The organism is Amycolatopsis sp. NPDC005232 (assembly GCF_040607795.1).
Taxonomy (GTDB): domain Bacteria; phylum Actinomycetota; class Actinomycetes; order Mycobacteriales; family Pseudonocardiaceae; genus Amycolatopsis.
Map to the genome: position 1 here is coordinate 139035 of NZ_JBEXHL010000015.1, position 18707 is coordinate 157741.

Annotated in this window: 17 protein-coding genes; 5 read left to right on the plus strand and 12 right to left on the minus strand. The window is 72.0% G+C overall.

Annotated features, from left to right (window positions below; all coding sequences use genetic code 11):
- The first annotated feature begins 52 nt into the window (after positions 1 to 52).
- Both ABZU76_RS27515 and ABZU76_RS27520 read left to right on the plus strand, forming a co-directional pair.
- Entirely contained in the window at positions 53 to 760 is a 708-nt protein-coding gene (locus ABZU76_RS27515) for an ABC transporter ATP-binding protein (RefSeq protein ID WP_354874486.1), read from the plus strand.
- A complete protein-coding gene (locus tag ABZU76_RS27520; protein WP_354874488.1) occupies positions 757 to 3090 on the plus strand; it encodes an ABC transporter permease in 2334 nt (777 codons plus the stop codon). The genes ABZU76_RS27515 and ABZU76_RS27520 overlap by 4 nt, the downstream gene beginning before the upstream one ends.
- A gap of 45 nt (positions 3091 to 3135) precedes the next feature.
- Here the strand turns inward: ABZU76_RS27520 and ABZU76_RS27525 are convergent, their stop codons facing one another.
- The gene (locus ABZU76_RS27525; protein WP_354874490.1) at positions 3136 to 3636 is read right to left on the minus strand and encodes a CGNR zinc finger domain-containing protein; all 501 of its coding nucleotides are present in this window, start codon (positions 3634 to 3636) and stop codon (positions 3136 to 3138) included.
- Between the two features lie 113 nt (positions 3637 to 3749).
- Here ABZU76_RS27525 and ABZU76_RS27530 point away from each other — a divergent pair, with 113 nt between their 5' ends.
- From ABZU76_RS27530 to ABZU76_RS27540, 3 genes are all read left to right on the plus strand, one after another.
- Complete coding sequence (locus tag ABZU76_RS27530) at positions 3750 to 5714, plus strand: Na+/H+ antiporter NhaA (RefSeq protein WP_354874492.1); 1965 nt, start codon at positions 3750 to 3752, stop codon at positions 5712 to 5714.
- A gap of 47 nt (positions 5715 to 5761) precedes the next feature.
- Entirely contained in the window at positions 5762 to 5926 is a 165-nt protein-coding gene (locus ABZU76_RS27535) for a hypothetical protein (protein WP_354874494.1), read from the plus strand.
- A 103-nt stretch (positions 5927 to 6029) separates the two neighbouring features.
- Complete coding sequence (locus ABZU76_RS27540) at positions 6030 to 6446, plus strand: DUF6010 family protein (RefSeq protein ID WP_354874496.1); 417 nt, start codon at positions 6030 to 6032, stop codon at positions 6444 to 6446.
- Here the strand turns inward: ABZU76_RS27540 and ABZU76_RS27545 are convergent.
- The 11 genes from ABZU76_RS27545 to ABZU76_RS27595 form a co-directional block, all read right to left on the minus strand.
- A complete protein-coding gene (locus ABZU76_RS27545) occupies positions 6443 to 6673 on the minus strand; it encodes a hypothetical protein (protein WP_220239402.1) in 231 nt (76 codons plus the stop codon). The genes ABZU76_RS27540 and ABZU76_RS27545 overlap by 4 nt on opposite strands.
- A gap of 73 nt (positions 6674 to 6746) precedes the next feature.
- Positions 6747 to 7586 (minus strand): CoA ester lyase, encoded by an 840-nt coding sequence (locus tag ABZU76_RS27550; protein ID WP_354874498.1) that lies wholly within the window; start codon positions 7584 to 7586, stop codon positions 6747 to 6749.
- Positions 7583 to 8791, minus strand: coding sequence for a CoA transferase (locus ABZU76_RS27555; protein WP_354874500.1), 1209 nt, complete (start codon positions 8789 to 8791; stop codon positions 7583 to 7585). Before ABZU76_RS27555 ends, ABZU76_RS27550 begins: the two co-directional genes overlap by 4 nt.
- Positions 8788 to 10773 carry an SUMF1/EgtB/PvdO family nonheme iron enzyme gene (locus ABZU76_RS27560; RefSeq protein ID WP_354874502.1) on the minus strand — a complete coding sequence of 662 codons (1986 nt, stop codon included), beginning with the start codon at positions 10771 to 10773 and terminating at the stop codon, positions 8788 to 8790. Before ABZU76_RS27560 ends, ABZU76_RS27555 begins: the two co-directional genes overlap by 4 nt.
- Entirely contained in the window at positions 10770 to 11654 is an 885-nt protein-coding gene (locus ABZU76_RS27565) for a ribokinase (protein WP_354874504.1), read from the minus strand. Before ABZU76_RS27565 ends, ABZU76_RS27560 begins: the two co-directional genes overlap by 4 nt.
- The gene (locus ABZU76_RS27570) at positions 11651 to 13003 is read right to left on the minus strand and encodes an ADP-ribosylglycohydrolase family protein (RefSeq protein WP_354874506.1); all 1353 of its coding nucleotides are present in this window, start codon (positions 13001 to 13003) and stop codon (positions 11651 to 11653) included. Before ABZU76_RS27570 ends, ABZU76_RS27565 begins: the two co-directional genes overlap by 4 nt.
- Positions 13000 to 14181 (minus strand): ADP-ribosylglycohydrolase family protein, encoded by a 1182-nt coding sequence (locus tag ABZU76_RS27575; protein ID WP_354874508.1) that lies wholly within the window; start codon positions 14179 to 14181, stop codon positions 13000 to 13002. Before ABZU76_RS27575 ends, ABZU76_RS27570 begins: the two co-directional genes overlap by 4 nt.
- Before the next feature lie 22 nt (positions 14182 to 14203).
- On the minus strand, positions 14204 to 15481 hold the full coding sequence (locus tag ABZU76_RS27580) for a sugar ABC transporter substrate-binding protein (RefSeq protein ID WP_354874510.1): 1278 nt from the start codon (positions 15479 to 15481) through the stop codon (positions 14204 to 14206).
- A 65-nt stretch (positions 15482 to 15546) separates the two neighbouring features.
- Entirely contained in the window at positions 15547 to 16374 is an 828-nt protein-coding gene (locus tag ABZU76_RS27585; RefSeq protein ID WP_220239394.1) for a carbohydrate ABC transporter permease, read from the minus strand.
- A gap of 3 nt (positions 16375 to 16377) precedes the next feature.
- Positions 16378 to 17349, minus strand: coding sequence for a sugar ABC transporter permease (locus ABZU76_RS27590; RefSeq protein ID WP_220239393.1), 972 nt, complete (start codon positions 17347 to 17349; stop codon positions 16378 to 16380).
- Between the two features lie 142 nt (positions 17350 to 17491).
- Complete coding sequence (locus ABZU76_RS27595) at positions 17492 to 18532, minus strand: LacI family DNA-binding transcriptional regulator (protein ID WP_354874513.1); 1041 nt, start codon at positions 18530 to 18532, stop codon at positions 17492 to 17494.
- Between the last annotated feature and the right edge of the window lie 175 nt (positions 18533 to 18707).

Genomic DNA, 18707 nt, shown 5'->3' on the forward strand with positions numbered 1-18707 from the left:
TACCTCCCCGGACTGATGCCCCGGCGGCGAAGCTGCTTCAGGATTGCGTGCTGTGACCAGTGACGAGAGCAGAGCGAACCCGGTGGTGCAGCTGACCGCCGTGCGCAAGGAGTACAGCGATTCGGTGGCCCTCGACGGGGTCTCGCTGGGGATCCGCGCCGGCGAGGCGGTCGCGGTGATGGGGCCGTCGGGCAGCGGGAAGTCGACGCTGCTGAACATGGTGGCCGGGCTGGACCGGCCGACGTCCGGGTCCGTCGTGGTCAACGGCGAAGATCTCGGCAAGCTCAGCGAGACGGGGCTCGCGCTGTTCCGCCGCCGGCGCATCGGCATGATCTTCCAGTTCTTCAACCTGCTCGACGACCTCCCGGCGCTCGACAACGTCGCCCTCGCCGCGCAGCTCACCGGCACCTCGGCCGCGCAGGCCCGCGCTCGCGCGCTGGAGCTACTCGACGAGCTCGGTATCGCCGGCCGGCGCAACATCTACCCCGCGCAGCTCAGCGGCGGCGAACGTCAACGCGTCGCCGTGGCCCGGGCGCTGATGAACCGGCCCGCCCTGCTGCTGGCCGACGAACCCACCGGTGCGCTCGACAGCCGCTCCGGCGAGCAGGTGATGGACCTGCTGCTCGACCTCAACCAGATCGGGCAGACGCTGCTGCTCGTCACGCACGACGAGCGGCTCGCGAAGCAGTGCGCCACCCGCGTGGTCCAGGTCGTCGACGGCCGGATCGCCGCGACCTCGGGTGTGGAGCGCACGTCGTGAGCGCGGTGTGGCGGGTCGCGCGCGCCGCGGTCCGGCGCCGGCGGGTGCAGACAGCCGTGATCGGCGTCGTGGTCGCGGTGTCGACCGGCACGATCGTGCTCGCGCTCGGGCTGCTGGTGTCGGCGTCGGGGCCGTTCCAGCGGGCGCACGCGGAGCAGAACGGCGCGCACCTCGTCGTCGCCTACGACACCACGCGGGTGTCGGGCGAGCAGCTCGCCGCCACCTCCGCCCGGCCGGGCGTCGAGGCGTCGGCCGGGCCGTTCGGGCAGGTCACGCTGGACACGGCGAAGAGCGTCGCGGCGCGGGCGAGCAGCCTGACCACAGTCGGGCGCGCGGACCCCGAAGGCGCCGTCGACCGGCTCGACGTGTGGGCGGGCCGATGGGCCACCGCGCCCGGCGAGATCGTGCTGAACTTCCCGCGCGGCTCCGACGACCTCATGCCCCTCGGTTCGCGGATCGAGATCCCGGGCAAGCCCGTGCTCACCGTCGTCGGATTCGCGTATTCGGTGAGCGCCTCCGCCGACGCGTGGGTGACGCCGGCCCAGCTGACGGCACTGCGGCCCACCACCGCGCAGGTGCTCTACCGCTTCACCCACGCCGCCACGGCGGCGGAGGTCGACGCGGGCCAGACCGCGGTCACAGCCGGGTTGCCGGCGAGGTCCGTGCTCGGCGAGCAGTCCTACCTGACCGTCGAGGAACGGCTCAACTCCGACGTCGGCCTGTACGTGCCGTTCCTCGTCCCGTTCGGGATCCTCGGGCTCGCGGTGGCCGTGCTGATCGTCGCCAACGTCGTGAGCGGCGCGGTGGTGTCGGGGTTCCGCAACATCGGGGTGCTGAAGTCGCTCGGGTTCACGCCGAACCAGGTGATGGCCGTGTACCTGCTGATGGTGCTCGCCCCCGCCGCCCTCGGCTGCGTCGTCGGGACGATCGGCGGCAACCTCGTCGCCAAGCCGCTGCTCGCGGACGCGTTCAGCGCGTTCGGCGTGGGCGACGCCGGGATCGACGCGTGGGTCGACGTCGTCGCGCTGGTGGGCTTGCCGCTCGTCGTCGTGCTGGCGGCGCTGGTTTCCGCGCTGCGGGCCCGCCGGCTGCCGGCGACCGCGGCGATCAGCGCCGGCAGCGGACCCCGGTTCGGGCGCGCGCTCACCGTGCAGCGCCGGCTCGCGGGCACCCGGCTGCCGCGCTCGGTCAGCCTCGGCCTCGGCGTCCCGTTCGCCCGCCCGGCGCGCAGCGCGCTGACGCTGGCGGCGATCGTGCTCGGCGTCATGACGGTGACGCTGTCGATCGGCGTCACGCTGTCGGTGAACGCGTACAACAACGCGATGCGGCCCGCGCACCCCGACCGCGTCGAGTTCCTCGCCGGCCTGACCGGTGGGCTCACCCTGCCCGCCGACGCGCCCGGCCCGCACCCGGACGCGGCGCTCACCGACTCCGCCGACGAGGCGATGCTGCGCTCGGTGCCCGGTTCCGCCCGCGTCGCCGCTTCGGCCGAGCGCACGGTGCACCTGCTCGGCAGCCAGGAGAACCCGTCGGTCGTCTTCTCGCGCGGGGATTCGGCGGCGCTGGGCCCGGAGATCGTCGAGGGCCGGTGGGCGGCGCGCGCCGGGGAAGCCGCCGCGCCGTCGCGGTTCCTCAACCAGCGCGGGCTCACCCTCGGCGACACGATCACGGTGGAGCTGGGCGGAAATCGCACGCAGCTGACGTTCGTCGGGGTCACGCTGACCAACAACGCCGACACGATCTACGCCGACTGGTCAACCCTCGACGTGCTCGCGCCGGGCACCCGCGCGGAGACCTACGACGTGCAGCTGGCTCCCGACGCCGACCGCGAGGCGCTCGTGGGCGCGGTGCACGCCCGCGACCCCGGGCTGGAGGCCGCTCCCCCGCGTGACGGCACGTCTTCGCAGGCTGTGCTCCTCGTCAGCAGCGCGTCGATCCTGACGCTGGTGCTCGCGATCGTCGCGGCGCTGGGGGTGTTCAACACCGTGGTGCTCAACGCCCACGAACGCCGCCGCGACCTGGGGATGCTCAAGGCGATCGGGATGACGCCGCGCCAGGTGACGGTCATGATGATCACCTCGATGGGGGCGCTGGGCATCGTCGGCGGGCTACTCGGGCTGCCGCTCGGCTTCTTCGTGCACCGGCTGGTCGGGCCGGCCATGCTGCGCGCCGCCCAGTCGGACGTCTTCGGGTTCGTGATCGACGTCTACCGCGCGCCGATGCTCGTGCTATTGGGGCTGGGCGGGGTCGTCATCGCCGTGCTGGGTGCGCTCATCCCCGCCGCACGCGCGGCGCGGCTGCCGATCGCGACGGTGCTGCACAACGAATGAAGCCCTGGAGCGGGCCCTGTCGCCGGGGGGGGGGGAGGGCCCGCTTCAGTCCACTTCGGACTGTCGGTCGCGGCGGTAGTGCCGGCGCGCCTTGAGGCGGTTTCCGCAGGTGGCCATCGAGCACCAGCGGGCGGTGTTGGCCTTGCTGTGGTCGATGAGGAACAGGCAGCACTCCGGGTTGGCGCACGGGCGCAGGCGGCCGGACTCGCGGAGGCTGTCCCAGGTGAGGACCGCGCGCGCCGCGGCGGCGCGGCCCGCGGGGGCGTCGAGGGTCCAGCCGATGCCGTCGGCGCCGAGGGTCGCGAGGTAGCCGACGCCCTCGACGAAGCGCCCGACCGAAGACGGTTCCGCGTCGCCGCGCACCACCTCCTGCAGCGTCGCGCGCAGGTCGAGCAGGGTGCGCCACTCCCCCTCCGTCGCGGGTTGCCCGTGGGCGGACAGCCAGCGCAGGGCGTCGGCCGCTTCTGCCAGGTCGTCGTGCGGCGTGCCGTCGACGAGTGCCGTGGTGTTGAGCAGGTCGAGGACCAGCGTCTCGTCGTTCTCCACCGTTCTCTCCACCGGTCTGCCCTCCGATTGATCTAACCCTCAAACTCTCTCTTGACAGGTTAGTTCTACCATGTTTGAGTTCTAACTACCACCAGCGACTTTAAGGGTTAGACATGAACGTGACGCCGATGCACCCGCGTACCAGCGAAGCCATGTCGATGTCGGAGATGAGCCAGTCCGAGATGTCGATGGGCCGGATGTCGATGTCCGGGTCGTCGTCGAGCCCGCTGCGGACGTTCCTGCGGACCGAGTCCGGCAGCGCCGGGATCCTCGTCGCGGCGATCGTGGTGGCCCTGGCCTGGGCGAACCTCGCGCCCGGCGCGTACGACGCCGTGTGGAATTGGGTGCTGAGCGTGCGGATCGGGCCGCTGAGCGCCGCGTTGCCGGTGCGCGACTGGGTCAACAGCGGCCTGATGACGCTGTTCTTCCTGGTGGTGGGGCTGGAGGCGCGGCGCGAGTTCGACCTCGGCGACCTGCGCGAACGGCGCCGCCTGATCCTTCCGGCCGTCGCCGGGCTGGCCGGCATGGCGGTGCCCGTGCTGATCTACCTGGCACTCAACGGCGGCGGGCCCGGCGCGCACGGCTGGGGCGCTGCGATGTCGACCGACACCGCGCTGGCGCTGGGCGTGTTCACCGTGGTCGGGCGTGGCGCGCCCGAGCGGATCCGCACGTTCGTGCTCACCGTGTTCGTGGTGGATGACATCGTGGCACTGGTGGTCATCGCGCTGGCCTACAGCGGGCATGTGGACCTCATGGCCGTCGGGATCGCCGCCGCCGCGTACGCCGGGGTGCTGGCGAGCCGCAGGCTCGACTACCGCTACCGCAAGCCCGTGTTCACCGCGCTGGCGCTGACGGTGTGGGGTGCGCTGCTGACCAGCGGGATCGACCCGGTCGTGGCCGGTCTGGCGGTGGGGCTGGCGACGTCGGCGTACGTGCCGAAGCGCGATTCGCTGGAGGAGGCGACCACGCTGGTGCGCCTGTTCCGTGAGCAGCCCACCGCGGAGACGGCCAGCTCGGCGAGCAAACGGCTGAGCGCGACGCTGTCGGCCAACGCCCGGCTGCGCCACGCCTTCCACCGGGTGACGAGCTACGTCGTCGTCCCGCTGTTCGCGCTGGCCAACGCCGGCATCACCGTGAACACCGAGGTGCTGGCGAGCGCGGTCACGGCGCCGATCACCGTCGGGATCTTCCTCGCCTACGTCCTGGGCAAGCCCGTCGCGGTGTTCGGCACCTCGTGGCTGCTGACCCGCCTCAGCGGCGGCGCGCTGCGGCCGCCGGTCGGCTGGGCCGGTGTGCTGAGCGGCGGCGCGATGGCGGGCGTCGGGTTCACCGTGTCGCTGTTGATCGCCGACCTCGCCTTCACCGGGCGGGAGCTGGAGGAGGCGAAGCTCGGTGTCCTCGCCGCCGCGGCGGGCGCGACGCTGCTGACCTTCCTGGTGCAGAAGCTCACCGCCGCGCTGCCGGAAGAGGTGCGGACCCGCGCGCTGCTCGGCGACGCTCCCCTGCTGACCGACCTCGTCGCTCCGGTCGACCTGAGCCGCGACCACGTGCGCGGACCGGCGGACGCCGCGGTGACCGTGGTCGAGTACGGCGACTTCGAGTGCCCGTGGACCGGCATGGCGGCGCCGACCGCGCGCGAGCTGCTGGCTGAGAACAGCGACATCCGCTACGTGTGGCGCCACCTGCCCCTGCACGACATCCACCCCCACGCACAGCTGGCCGCCGAGGCCGCCGAGGCGGCGGGCGCGCAGGGCGCGTTCTGGCCGATGCACGACCTGCTGCTGGGCAACCAGACCGACCTGCACTTCGACGCCCTCGTCGGCTACGCCGAGCAGCTGGGCCTCGACGTCGACCGGTTCCGCGACGACCTGCTGCGCCGCCGCTTCGCCGGCCACGTCGAGCGGGACGTCGAGTCGGCCGACCTCAGCGGCGTGGCCGGGACCCCGACGTTCTTCGTCAACGACCAGCGCCACGACGGCCGGCAGGACCTCGCGACGCTGACCACCGTGATCACCGGCGCCCGCAGCCGCGTGGCCGCTTTCGCCCCCGCGGCGGCGATCGAGGCCGCCGCGGCCTGAGCACTGTCCACAAGAGACCTGTCCACTCGAGACACCCGGAGGAAGTCATGTCCGCTCACACCAGCACCAAGACCACCGCCCCGGCCGAGATCGACACCACGGGCGCGCTGAGCCCGGCACTCGGCCTCATCCCGGGCATCTACGTGACCCGGCAGGGCGCTCCGCTGCCCTTCTGGCCACACCGTCGGCACACCGCGCCGAAGCCGCGCTGAACCCGGTACGCAGCAGCGGATTCCCGTCGGTTGGCGGGAATCCGCTGCTGTCTGGCACGGAGGCCGGTAGTGGGCGCGCCTCGGGCTTCCTAGCGTGACGACCATGACCGAAGTGCTGCTGCCGATCGCGATCGGCCTGGTGTACGTGCTGCTCTCGTCCCTGATCCCCGAGCCGCACCGGCGGAAGTTCAACGCCCTCATGGTCGCCGGCGCGGGCGCGGCCTACCTGTCCGGCGGCGGGCTGGGAGTGTGGGAACTGGTGTTCTGCGCCGTGCTGACGCTGGTCGCCTTCCGCGGGCTGGACTCGTGGACGTTCATCGGGATCGGGTGGCTGCTGCACACGGCGTGGGACGTCGTCCACCACTTCAAGGGCGCGCCGATCCTGCCGTTCGCGGCGGACTCGTCGTTCGGGTGCGCGCTGACGGACCCGGTGATCGCGCTGTGGGCCTTCACGGGCGGGCGCAGTCCCTGGGCGTGGCTGCGCCGGAAGGCTCCGGCCGCCGCCGCGGTGGGCGGCTAGTCGCTGCGGCCACGCAGGGTCAGCACCACGCGGAGCACGTGCTCGACGGCCGAGGGGAAGATCGCCGCGCGCAGCTCACCGCGCGTGGCGAGGTTCTGCGACGCGAACTCCAGCATGCGCTCGGGCCCCAGCCGCCGTACGACCAGCGCCGCGATCTCCTCCAGTTCGAGGTCGGGGTTGTCCAGGCGCCGCAGCGCGAACTCGACCACGAGCTCCTCGTCGGTCATGGCCCCTCCCTCCGGACTCGTCGATGCCCAGAGTAGTCGAAGACGGGGCGGGCTTTCCTGTTTTCGAGATCGCTTACGCGGGATCCGGCTGGGCCAGCGCCAGCACCGTGCGCGCACGCTCGACCATTGCGACGTCGAGGAACGTCCCGTCGGCCAGCGCGATCGCCCCGACTCCGGCCGCCGTGGCGTCGGCGACGCGCGCGACGACCTCGCTGGCCCGTGCCACCTCCTCCGCGCTCGGCAGGAACGCGGCGCGGATCGTGGCGAGCTGGCCCGGGTGAATCGCCGTGCGCCCACGGAACCCGAGCGCACGCCCGGCCCGGCACGACGCCGCCAGCCCTTCAAGGTCGCGCACGTTGGTGTAAGCCGACATCGCCGGCGGCGCCAGCCGCGCGGCCCGCGCCGCCACGATCACGCGGCTGCGCGCCCACGTGAGCCCGGCCTCGTCGTCCACGCCCAGGTCCGACCGCAGATCCGCCTCCCCGAGCCCGATCGACGCCACCTGCGGCGAAGCGGTCGCGATCTGCAACGCCCGCTCCACCCCCAGCGCCGACTCGATCAACGGGTGCAGCTCCCGCCCCGGCAACGCCGCCGCGAGCGCCAGCACCTCCTCGGCCGCCTCCACCTTCGGCATCCGCACCCCGACCGCCACCGGCAGCCCCGCGAGCGCCGCCACGTCCGCCTCGTGCCACGGCGTGCTGGGGTGATTCACGCGCACCTGCACCCGGCGCCCCTCGGGCAGGCCGGCCAGCAACCGCACGACGTTCTCGCGCGCCACCTCCTTGTGCGCCGGCGCCACAGCGTCCTCGAGGTCCACCAGCACCACGTCGGCCTCCGACGCGAGCGCCTTCTCCACCCGATCGGGCCGGTCGGCCGGGGCGTAGAGGAAGGTCAACGGCGGGGTCGCGCTCATACCGCGCCCCCGTCCCGCAGTTCGGCGATGCGCTCGGCCGAGAAGCCCAGTTCCTTCAGCACGGTGTCGGTGTCGGCGCCGTGGGGGCGGCCGGTGAAGCCGATGACGCCGTCGTTGTCGGAAAGGCGGAAGAGCGGGCCCTGCATGCGCATCGGGCCGAGCTCGGGGTCGTCGATCTCGTGGATGGTGCCGAGGGCGCGGAACTGGGGGTCGGCGACGATGTCGGCGGCGTCGTAGATGGGGGCGACCGCGGCCTGCGCCTCTTCGAACGCGGCGACGACCTCGGCGCGGCTGCGCTGGGCGATCCAGCCGCCCACGGCGTCGTCGAGCTCGTCGGCGTGCTGCGCGCGGTCGGCGCCGCGGGCGAACCACGGCTGGTCGGCCAGGTCGGGGCGGCCGACGAGCCGCACCACGCGTTCGGCGACGGACTGCGCCGAGGTGGACACGGCGACCCACTGCCCGTCGGCGGTGCGGTAGGTGTTGCGCGGCGCGTTGTTGATGGACCGGTTGCCCGTGCGCGGCTGCACCGTCTGAAGCTGGTCCCACCGCGTGATCTGCGGGCCGAGCATCGCGAGGATCGGCTCGATGATCGCGGTGTCGACGATCTGCCCGCGCCCGCTGGTGGTGCGGGCCGAAAGCGCGACCATGATCGCGTAGGCCGTGGCCAGCGACGCGACGCCGTCGGCGAGACCGAACGGCGGGAGCGTCGGCGGGCCGTCCGGCTCGCCCGTGGTGGCGGCGAACCCGCTCATCGCCTCGGCGAGCGTGCCGAAGCCGGGGCGCGAGCGGTACGGGCCGAACTGGCCGAACCCGGTCACGCGCGCGAGCACGAGCCGCGGGTTGTGGGCGGAAAGCTCGTCGTAGCCGAGGTTCCAGCGTTCCAGGGTGCCCGGGCGGAAGTTCTCGATCACCACGTCGGCCTCGGCGGCCAGCGCCAGGAACACCTCACGCCCGCCTTCGCTGCTGAGGTCCGCGGTGATGGTGCGTTTGTTGCGCCCGAGCGTTTTCCACCACAGGTTCACCCCGTCTTTGGCGACGCCGTGCGTGCGCGACGGATCGGGGCGGCTCGGGTGCTCGACCTTGATCACCTCGGCGCCCATGTCGCCAAGGTGCATCGCGGCCATCGGGCCGGCGAAGAGCGTGGACGCGTCCACCACCCGCAGCCCGGCCAGGGCGCCACCGGCGGAATCCCGCGACGTCGTCATGCCGTCACCTCCCAAGCGCAGCGGAACCCGACCGTCGCGGCGCGCGCGAGACCCAAACCGGGCAGCAACAGCTTCACGCTGACGTCGGGCGCGTGGCGGCCGCCCTCGACGTACCACTCGGAGCCCTCGGCCCGATAATCACTGCCGCCCTTGATCATCACGAAGCGGGTCCGCCCGTCGGAGTGCTCGCTCTCGGTCCAGTTCCACAGGCTTGAATTCCACACGGCAGGCTCCCCGGCATGGTCACCGGTCAGGCCGCCGGTCTCGCCCGCCAGCTGCCACTCGTCTTCGGTGGGCAGCCGACCGCCGCGCCACGCACAGTAGGCGCGGGCATCGTCGAGGTCCACAAAGGTCACGGGCTCATCGGGATTGCCTGGTACGCCGTCGGTCCAGTGCGCGAGGAACCGGTGCCCGTACGCGGGCCGGTAGCCGGTGGCGGTGAGGAACTCGGCGAACTGCGCGTTGGTGACCTCGGTGGCGGCCACCGCGACCGGGGTCACGAGCGAGCCGTCACGCTGGAGGGTGCGGGCGTCGTGCAACCGCGGAGGGAGGGGCTTCCACTCGTCGACATAGGGCGCGCCCTGGTACATGCCGGTTTCGCGAGCCTGGTATCGGACGGTCAGCACGTACGGCCCGGCCGGCACCGTGACGGCGTCCGCTTCGGGTTCGCCAGTGGTCCTTTGTGGACTGACTCGTTCCGCGATCCGGTGCGGGAAACGGGAGTGGGCGTCGTGCGGCGCGGACTTCACCGCGTCGAGAAGTTCCGGCAGCCACGCGGGTTCGGGAGTGCCTTCCGCCAGGTGCAGCACCGCGCCGATGCCACGGGCGGGCACACCGCCGAGCAGGTCGAGGACCTTGCCGGGCCCGGCGGGCAGCAGCTCACCGGCGTAGTCCGTCTCGCCGCGGTTGACGAGTGTCCACAGTGTCACGCCGTCGAGCTCCCAGCCGGACGCGTAGACGCCGGCGGCCTCAGCCTCGGGCGTCAGCTCGGCAAGAGGGGTCCACTCGCCGCCCAGCAGCAGGTCGCCGGCCGCGCGCTGCACGGTCACCATGCGCCGCACGGTCGCGGCGTCGCGGGCCGACCAGCCGACCCACACGCCGAACACGACTTCCCACACCATCACGCCGACGCCGTTGAGCCACGCCGACTGCAGTTCCTTGGAGTGGTCGCGGTGCCAGCGGCGCACGTGGTGCTGCATGTGGCGCCGCTCGTACCAGTGCGCGCGCAGCACGCCGGGCACGGGCGAGTCGGCGAAGAACTGGGCCCACGACGCCGTGTGGTCGGCGATGCGCTCGACCGGCAGCTTCGACTCGCCCTCCAGCACGATCCCGGGGCGCGCGGCTTCGAGCCGTTCGACGAAACCCGGTTCGGCTTTCTTGAGCGTGTCGAGGAAAACGCCGTCGGCTTCGAAGTCCGCGACGAGGTCCGCCAGCTCGGTGAGGTCGTCCGCGCCGCGGCGGGTGCCGACGTCCCACGGGTTGTAGTCCACGAACACGTGCAGGCCGGCGTCGTGCAGCGCCTTGACGAGCTCGGCCAGGCCTGGGACGTCGCGGTAGTAGTCCCACTGGTTGCGGTCGTCGAGGCCGATCACGGGGTAGGCGTGCCAGAGCACCACGGCGTCGAGGCCACCGAAGCGCTCGCGGGCGTCGGCGAGGAACACCTCAGGCGTGAACTTGTGCTCGGCGAAGGAGTACAGCAGCTCGTCCCACAGCCAGACCTGCGCGACGGTGTGGCACCGGGCCGCCCACGCGGCACCGGGGCGCTCGTAGGCCTCGCCGGTGTAGTCGTGGCGCCGGCGGGAATCCTCGCGCCACTCACGCAGGCGGGCGCGCCATGCGGGCCGGTCGGCGGGGTCGCTCGGCGCGGCGAAGATCTTGGCTTCGTCGAGCGCCGCGAGCTGCTCGGCGGTGAGCGGGGTCAGGGGAACCTCGGCCGGCCGGTCGATCGGGCGCGGCACGAGCGGGTCGAACGGGGTGGTCATCGCACCTTTTCTCCGGCCGCGAGAGCCGCGACCTCTTCAGCGGTGGGAACGGCGGCCTGCGCACCGGGCCGCGTGACTGCCAGCGCACCGGCCACGCACGCGAGCCGTGCGGCGTCGGCGAGCGGCCGCCCCTCGGCGAGGCCGGCTGCGAGCACTCCGCAGAATGTGTCGCCGGCCCCGGTGGTGTCCACTGTGGTCACCCGAATCCCGGGCACTCGCACGGGTTCCCGGGCGCGTTCGGCGACGAGGCAGCCTTCGCCGCCGAGCGTGACCACGACGGCGGGCACGCGGTCGAGCAGGGTTTCGAGGCCGCCGAGGTCGGCGGCTTCGTGCTCGTTGACCACGAGCACGTCGAGCGCGGCCCAGACGTCGGCCGGCAGTTCCCGCGACGGCGCGGCGTTGAGTACGAACAGCGCGCCCGGCTTGCGCGCGGCCGCGGCGGCGCGCACCACCGCGAGCGGGATCTCCAGCTGTGCCAAGACCACGTCGGCCGCCGCGATCCGCGCGGCCTCCACCTCTCCGATCCGCACGCGCTCGTTCGCACCCGGCGCGACGACGATCGCGTTCTCGCCGTCCGGCGACACGGTGATGAACGCCGTGCCCGTGGCCGCTTTCGTCCGCGCGACGAGGTCGGTCCGCACGCCCGCGCCGCCCAGCGACAGCAGGATCAGATCCCCGGCCTCGTCCTCGCCGAGCGCGCCCACGAACGTCGTGTGCGCTCCCCCGGCCAGCGCGGCACCCACCGCCTGGTTCGCACCCTTGCCGCCGGGGCTGCGCCGCAGCCGCCCGCCGAGGATCGTCTCCCCGGCCCGCGGCGGCCGCGGCGCGTCGACGACCAGGTCGACGTTCGCCGACCCGACCACCACGACACTTCCCCTCACGACACACGCTCCGCGAGCGCGACCGTCCGAGCCGCCAGGTCGGTGATCTTCTGCTCGCCACCCGGCAGCGACGTCGCGATGCGGCCGTCCAAGGGCGTCACCCACTGCTCGCCGATTCCGGGCACGCCGCGCAGAGCGCCGACCACGCCGCCGACCGTGGCGGCGGCGGAGTCGGTGTCCCAGCCCGCCGTGACGGCGATGGAAACGCTCGGGCCGAACTCACCGGCGCCCTTGGCCAGCGCGTAGGCGATCACGGCCGCGTTGCCGAGCACGTGGACCCAGTGCAGGTCACCGTAAGCGGCGTGGAGGCGGTCGAGGCCGGTGCGGAGGTCACCGGACGAAGCAGCCGCACGGCCGAGGCGCACCGCCTCCGCGAGGCGGCTGCCCGGCGGGATCACCGTGGCCGCGGCGTCGAGCACCTCGTCCACCGTGTCGCACACCATCGCCGCCGAGGCCAGGGCCGCGGCCCACATGGCGCCGTAGACACCGTTGCGGGTGTGGCTCAGGCGGGCGTCGGTCCACGCGAGACGCGCGGCCGCGCGCAGGTCGCCCGGGGAGACCCAGCCGAACACGTCCGTGCGGATCAGCGCGCCGATCCACTCGCGGAACGGGTTGAGGTGCGTCGCGGTCTCGGGCACCGGGCGGGCGTCGAGGATGTTGCGGTAGGCCGCCCGCTCGGCCGTGAACACCCGGCCGGCCGGGAGGTTGTCGAGCCACAGCTGCGCGACGTCCTCGGTGGTGAACCCGCGCCCGCGCGTCTCGAGCAGGGTGAGCGCGAGCATCGGGTAGTTGAGGTCGTCGTCCTCGGGCATGCCGTGGATGTTCTCCTCGAGCGACGTCGGCGCCGAGCGCTTGTTCCACGGCCACCGCGCCGCGACGTCCTCGGGCAGGCCGACGGCGGTGAACCACTTCTCGAGCGGCCACCGGCCCGTGGCGCGCAGGATCTCCTCGATGCCCTCGCGAGGGATCTTCTCCACCGGCTTGCCCAGCAGGCACCCGGCGGCGCGCCCGGTCCACGCGCCGAGCACCCGCCCGTCGCGCAGGCCCGGCGGCAGGTCCGGCGGCAGGTCCGGCGCGGCCGGCAGCGTGGCGACGATCGCGTCCCACTCGTCCGGCTCGTCGGGCGCCGGCGCGGCCGGGACCGCCGCGAGCTCGCCGAGCAGCGTGCGCGCCAGGGCCCGCAGGGCGGGCGGCGCCGGGTTCGGCCCGGCGCCGCTCACAGCGGGGACGGGGTCGCCGCCCGCCGCCACCCAGCGCATCCGCACGTCCGCGATGTCGCGACCCTCCACGGAGGACTGGACGAGCTCGTGGGCGAGCAGGTCCTCGGGCTGGGCCCAGGTCAGCCTCACGCCCGCGCCTCCACGGCGAGAGCCCCGTCGAGGCCGTCCAGCGCCTTGACGCGAGCCTGCGCCCGCTCACGGTCGGCCCGCATGATGTCGGCCGCCGCCGAGGCCAGCACGCGGCCGGTCTCGACGATGTCCATGCGGCTGGCCTCGCTGATCGGGTCGAGCCACTCCACCGGCACGACCTCCGCGCCGCCGAGGGCCGCGCAGATCGCCCCGGCCATGGCGGCGATCGAGTCCGCGTCGCGGCCGTAGTTCACGGCCGCGAGCACTGCACCGCGGAAGTCGCCGCGGTGCGCGAGCACGAAGGCGAGCGCCGCGGGCAGCTCCTCGATGGACTTGGTCCGCGACGGACGCCGCGCGTCCAGCGACATCTGCCGGTACTCCGGCCCCACGGAGTCGAACGGCGCCACGACTTCCCGCACCTTGCGGGCCAGCCCGCGTTCCTCCTCGTCGGTGACCGGCGCCGCGGTGGTCCCGCCGAAGGCGTCGATCACCGCGCGCAGAGCCACCGCGGTCCCGTCGTGCGCGAGCTCCAGCGCCGACGCCGTCACGTCGTCGAGCGTCGCGCCCGGGGCGGCCGCGGCCGCGACCAGCGCCGCGAGGACGCCGGCCGCCTCCCTGCCGTAGCTCGACTGGTGCGCGCCCGTGAGGTCGATCGCCTCGGCGTAGGCACCACGGGGGTCACCCGCGTTGACCACACCCACCGGCGCGACGTACATCGCCGCACCGCAGTTGACGACGTTGCCCACACCCGCTTCGCGCGGGTCCACGTGTCCGTAGTGGAGCCGAGTGACGATCCACTTCTCCGCGAGGAACACGCGCTGCAGCAGCAGCGCCGTGGACTCCAGCTCCGGCACCCACTGCGGTTCGCCGATCATCAACGGCACGAGGTCTTCGGCCACCGCGAACGCGTCGAGGTGTTCGCGGCGCTTCGCGTAGACCTCCACGAGGGCCCGCGTCATGAGGGTGTCGTCGGTGATGTGCCCGTCGCCCTTGTGGTACGGCGCGATGGGACGCGCGTCGCGCCAGTTCGGGTACCACGGGCCCACGATGCCGGTCACGCGGCCGCCGTGGCGTTCCTCGATCTGCTCGGGGGTCCACCCTTCGACGGCCCCGCCGAGGGCGTCACCCACGGCCGCGCCGGTGATCACCGCGACGGCCCGGTCTTCCAGCCAGGTCAAGAGAATCCGCTCCAGTTCTACTTCAGTTGGTGGTGACGCTCTTCCAGCCGTTCTGCAGCTGGGTCGTCAAGCCGTTGGCGTCGATCTTCTGGGCCAGGAACTGCTGGTACGCCGGGGTGGCGATGGTGTCCTTCCACTGCGGGTACTTGCTCGCGAACAGATACGGCGCCGAAGTGATGTACTGGCCCGAGGCGAGGATCTGGTCCCAGCCGGTCTTGCCGGCGAGCTTCGTGGCCAGCGCCTGGCGCGCGGAGTTGGTGGGCGGGATCAGCGCGTCGGCCTCGTTCATGGCGGCCAGGTTGTCGGTGTTGGTGAAGTAGTCGATGAACTGGGCGGCTTCCTTGACGTGCGCGGAGTCCTTGTTCACCGACAGCGTCTGCGGGCTGGCGGCCTGCGCGGGACCGGCGGGGCCGGCCAGCGGCGGCAGCACGACCCAGTCGAAGCCCTTCGGCGCGTCCTTCGCGATGTTGGCCGCCTGGTAGGAACCCTGCACGGTCATCGCGGTCTGGCCCGCGTAGAACGGCGCCAGCGCCTTCGAACCCGACTGCGTCAGCGTGACCGGGAGGATCGAGTGGTCCTGGTACGCCATCTCGTCGACGAGCTTCGGCAGTGCCGTCTCGCCCTCGCCCACCGTCAGGTTGGCCTGGTCACCGGTGCCCTGGAAGTACTTGCCGCCGAAGCCGGGGGCCAGAGCGACGAACGCCGCCGTCGGGCTCGACAGGCCCCAGCCGAGGCCGTAGGTGCTGCCCTTGGTCGTGGCCTTGGAGATCTGGCGCAGCTGGTCCCACGTCATGGTCTTGCCGGTCGGCACGGCGACCCCGGCCTGCTGCAGCAGCTTCTTGTTCGCGAAGACCACATAGGACTGCACCTCGGTCGGGAACGCGACGACCTTGCCGCCGAACGTCACCGAGTCCAGCACGCCCTTCTGGAAGTCGTCGTGCTTGGCCTGCGACAGGTACGGCGTGAGGTCGGCGAGGTAGTCGTCCTCCGCGAACGGCTCGATGCCCGCCGCCTCGTAGTGCACGATGTCCGGCGCGGTGCCGGCGTTGAACTGGGTGATCAGCTTGTCGTAGACGCTGTCCCAGCCGGCCTGCACGATCTTGACCTGCACGTCGGGGTGCGCGGTGTTCCAGGCGCCGACGATCTTCTGCGTCTCGGCGATCGCGGCCGGCTGGTCGGACAGGGATTGGAACGTGAGGGTGACGGGGCCACTCGCGTCACCGCTGCCGCTGCCGCACGCGGCGACGAGCAAGGCGGTGACCATCAGGCTGGCCGCGGCCAGCAGGCGTCGTGTCTTCATCGACCGACCTTTCGGGGATTTCTGTTGGGGGATCAAGGGTTTCGCGGGGTTCGGGCGGTCAGGGGTCATCCCTTCACCGCCCCGGCCATGAGCCCGCTGGTGAGCTTCCTCCGCAGGATGCTGAAGAAGACGATGCTGGGGATCGCGGCGAGCACGGCCCCGGCGGCGAGCGGTCCGAGGGCGGTTCTGCCCTCGCCGCCCACGAACGTGTTCAAGGTGATGGGCAGCGTGTAGTTCTCGGGCGACTGCAACAACACCAAGGCGAAGAAGAACTCGTTCCACGAAGACACGAAGCTGAACATCGCCGTCGCGACCACGCCGGGGGCCAGCAGCGGGAAGACGATCGTGCGCAGCACGGTGAACCGGCTCGCGCCGTCCATCGCGCCCGCTTCTTCGAGCTCCGTGGGGATCGCGGCCACGTACCCCTGCAGCATCCACAACGCGAACGGCAGCATGTACGTGGTGTGCACGAGCGTGAGCCCGACGAGGTTGTCGGCCAGCCCGAGCGTCCGCAGGATCAGGAACAGCGGCAGGATGATCAGCACCACCGGGAAGACCTGGCTCACCAGGATCCAGCCGACGCCGGCGATGCGGACCTTGCCCTTGAGCCGGGCCAGCACGTAGGACGCCGGCACGGAGATGATGATCGACAGCACCGTCGAGGCCAGCGCCACGAGCAGGCTGTTCCACGCCGAGTGCAGAAGTCCTTGACGTGTCAGGGCTTCGGTGTAGTTCTCCCAGTGCCACTCCTGCGGCAGCAGGCTGACCGTGAGCGAGTTGAGCTCACCCGAGGACTTCACCGAGGCCGACATCAGCCACAGCAGGGGGAACCCGAGGAACAGAATGTACAGCGCCAGGGCCACGTACTGGGCCGGACGAACGAGCAAGCGCATGGCTCAGCGCCCCTTTTCCGCGCGGTCTTCGGTGCGGAACTGCGACCGCAGGTACACGGCGAGGATCAGTACCACCACGATCACGACGACGAGTCCCATCGCCGCGGCGTAGCCGATCTCGCGGTTCTTGAAGGCTTCCAGGTAGATGAACAGCACCGGGACCATCGTCTTGCCGCCCGGCCCACCGGCGGTGAGCACGTAGACCAGCGAGAACGAGTTGAAGTTCCAGATGAAGTTGAGGGAGGTGATCGACGTGACGATCGGGCGCATCGCCGGCCACGTCACGGCCGTGAACTTCCGCCACGCGCTCGCGCCGTCGACCGCCGCGGCTTCCAGCAGCTCGCCGGGGATCTGCTGCAGCCCGGCCAGGAGCGTCACCGTGGTCTGCGGCATCCCGACCCACACGCCGACGACGATCACCGCCGGCAGCGCCGTGGAGAAGTCGCCGAGCCAGTTGATGTCGCTCGGCAGACCGACCGCGCCGAGGAACGCGTTGAGCGGCCCGCCGTTGGCGGAGTAGATCATCTGCCACATGATCGCCACGACCACGGGCGGCATCGCCCAGGGCACGAGCGCGAGCACCCGTGTGAGCCCCTGCAGCTTCAGGCCGGAGTTGAGCAGCAGCGCCAGGCCCATCGCCGCCGCGAGCTGCAGCAACGTCACGCCGACGGTCCAGATCATGCCGATCCGCAGCGAGTCCCAGAACAACGCGTTGCCGCCGAGGCGCGCGAAGTTGTCGAGGCCTGCGAAGCTGTAGTCGGGGTGGCGCACGAGCCGGGCGTTGGTGAACGCGAGGAACACGCCGACCACGAGCGGGGCCACGCTCAGCACCAGGATCGGGATCAACGACGGCAGCACCAGCGCGATCGCCTCACGCCGGCGCGTGCGCGCCATCGGCTTCACGCGCTTCTTGGACCGCGGGGCCGGGGGCTGCGCGGTGCCGCGCTTCGGCTCGGTCAGCGACGGGGTCGTCATCGGTCACCTCGCTCGGTCCCGGTCGTCCCGGTGGTCACAGTCGGGTCGGTCGTCCCGGGCGCCGGCCGTTCGCCTGCGGAGGACCGGGCCGCAACCGGGCCTTTTTTCATGGGCACAAGCCGCATGTGTACAAGCCGCACTGTCATCGCTCACCCCGTTCGGTGGCCGTTGTGGTGGATTCGCGCACCACGAGCTCCGCGCCGACCGACACCTGCTGGGCCGGCTGGTCGGGGTCGTCGGCGAGCTGCAGCATCAGACGGGCCGCGGCGCGCCCGCGTTCGCTCGCGCCGAGGGACACGCTGGTGAGGCTGGGCTGGAAGACGCGGCCGATCTCGGTGTCGTCCATGCCGGTCACGGCGACGTCCTCGGGCACGGACAGGCCCAGCTCCCGCACGGCGCGGATGGCGCCGATGGCGAGCAGGTCGTTGGCCGCGACGAGCGCGTCGAGCTGTGGTGCGCCCTCGGGCACGCGCGCCAGGATCCGGCGGGCGGCCTCGAGGCCGGCGCCGACGGTGAAGTCCTCGGCGGTCTCGCGCTCGATGCGCTCGGCCACGAGGTCACCGGCGTTGACCGCGGCGTCGAAACCGCGCTGGCGCGAGGCACCCGGCGTGGTGTCGGCCGGACCGTTGAGGAAGCCGATGCGGCGGCGCCCGATGGCGCGCAGGTGGCGCACCGCTTCGCCGATCCCGCCCGCGGAGTCGGTGGACACGGAGCTGATGCCGCGGTCGTCCATCGCGCGCCCGATCACCACGACCGGCACGGGAGCCTGCTGGATTTCGGTGATCAGGCCGTCGTCGGTGCGCAGCGGGCTCACGATCATGCCGTCCACGAAGCCGCTGCCCAGGCTGCGCACCAGCTCGATCGTCGAGTCGGAGGTGTCCCCTGTCGACATGACGACCACTCGGTAGCCGTGGGGCGCGAGCACCTCGTGGATCGCCCGCATCATCTCGACGTAGACCGGGTTGCCGATGTCCGCCACCGCGAACGCGACCTGGAACGTCTTCTTCATCCGCAGCGATCGGCCGATCGCGTCGGCGCTGTACCCGAGCTCCTCGGCGGCGGCCCGGACGCGCTCGACCATCGCCCTGCTCGCGCCCACCCCGTGCAGCGCACGGGAGGTCGAGGCCAGGGACACCCCGGCGCGCTCGGCCACCTGGATCAGCGTGGCCCGTGTTGACGTCATCGTCGCTCAAACCTCGGTAGTGGTCTGTGTCGGCTCACGATTTGGAAACGTTTCCAAGTTCGCGATCCGAGAGTTGGAAACGTTTCCAACGGGATTAATCACGATAATGCACCCCACAGAGCCGCCGTGTCAACCAGCGGTACACCACACCGTGACCCGCGAGTCCACACGACAG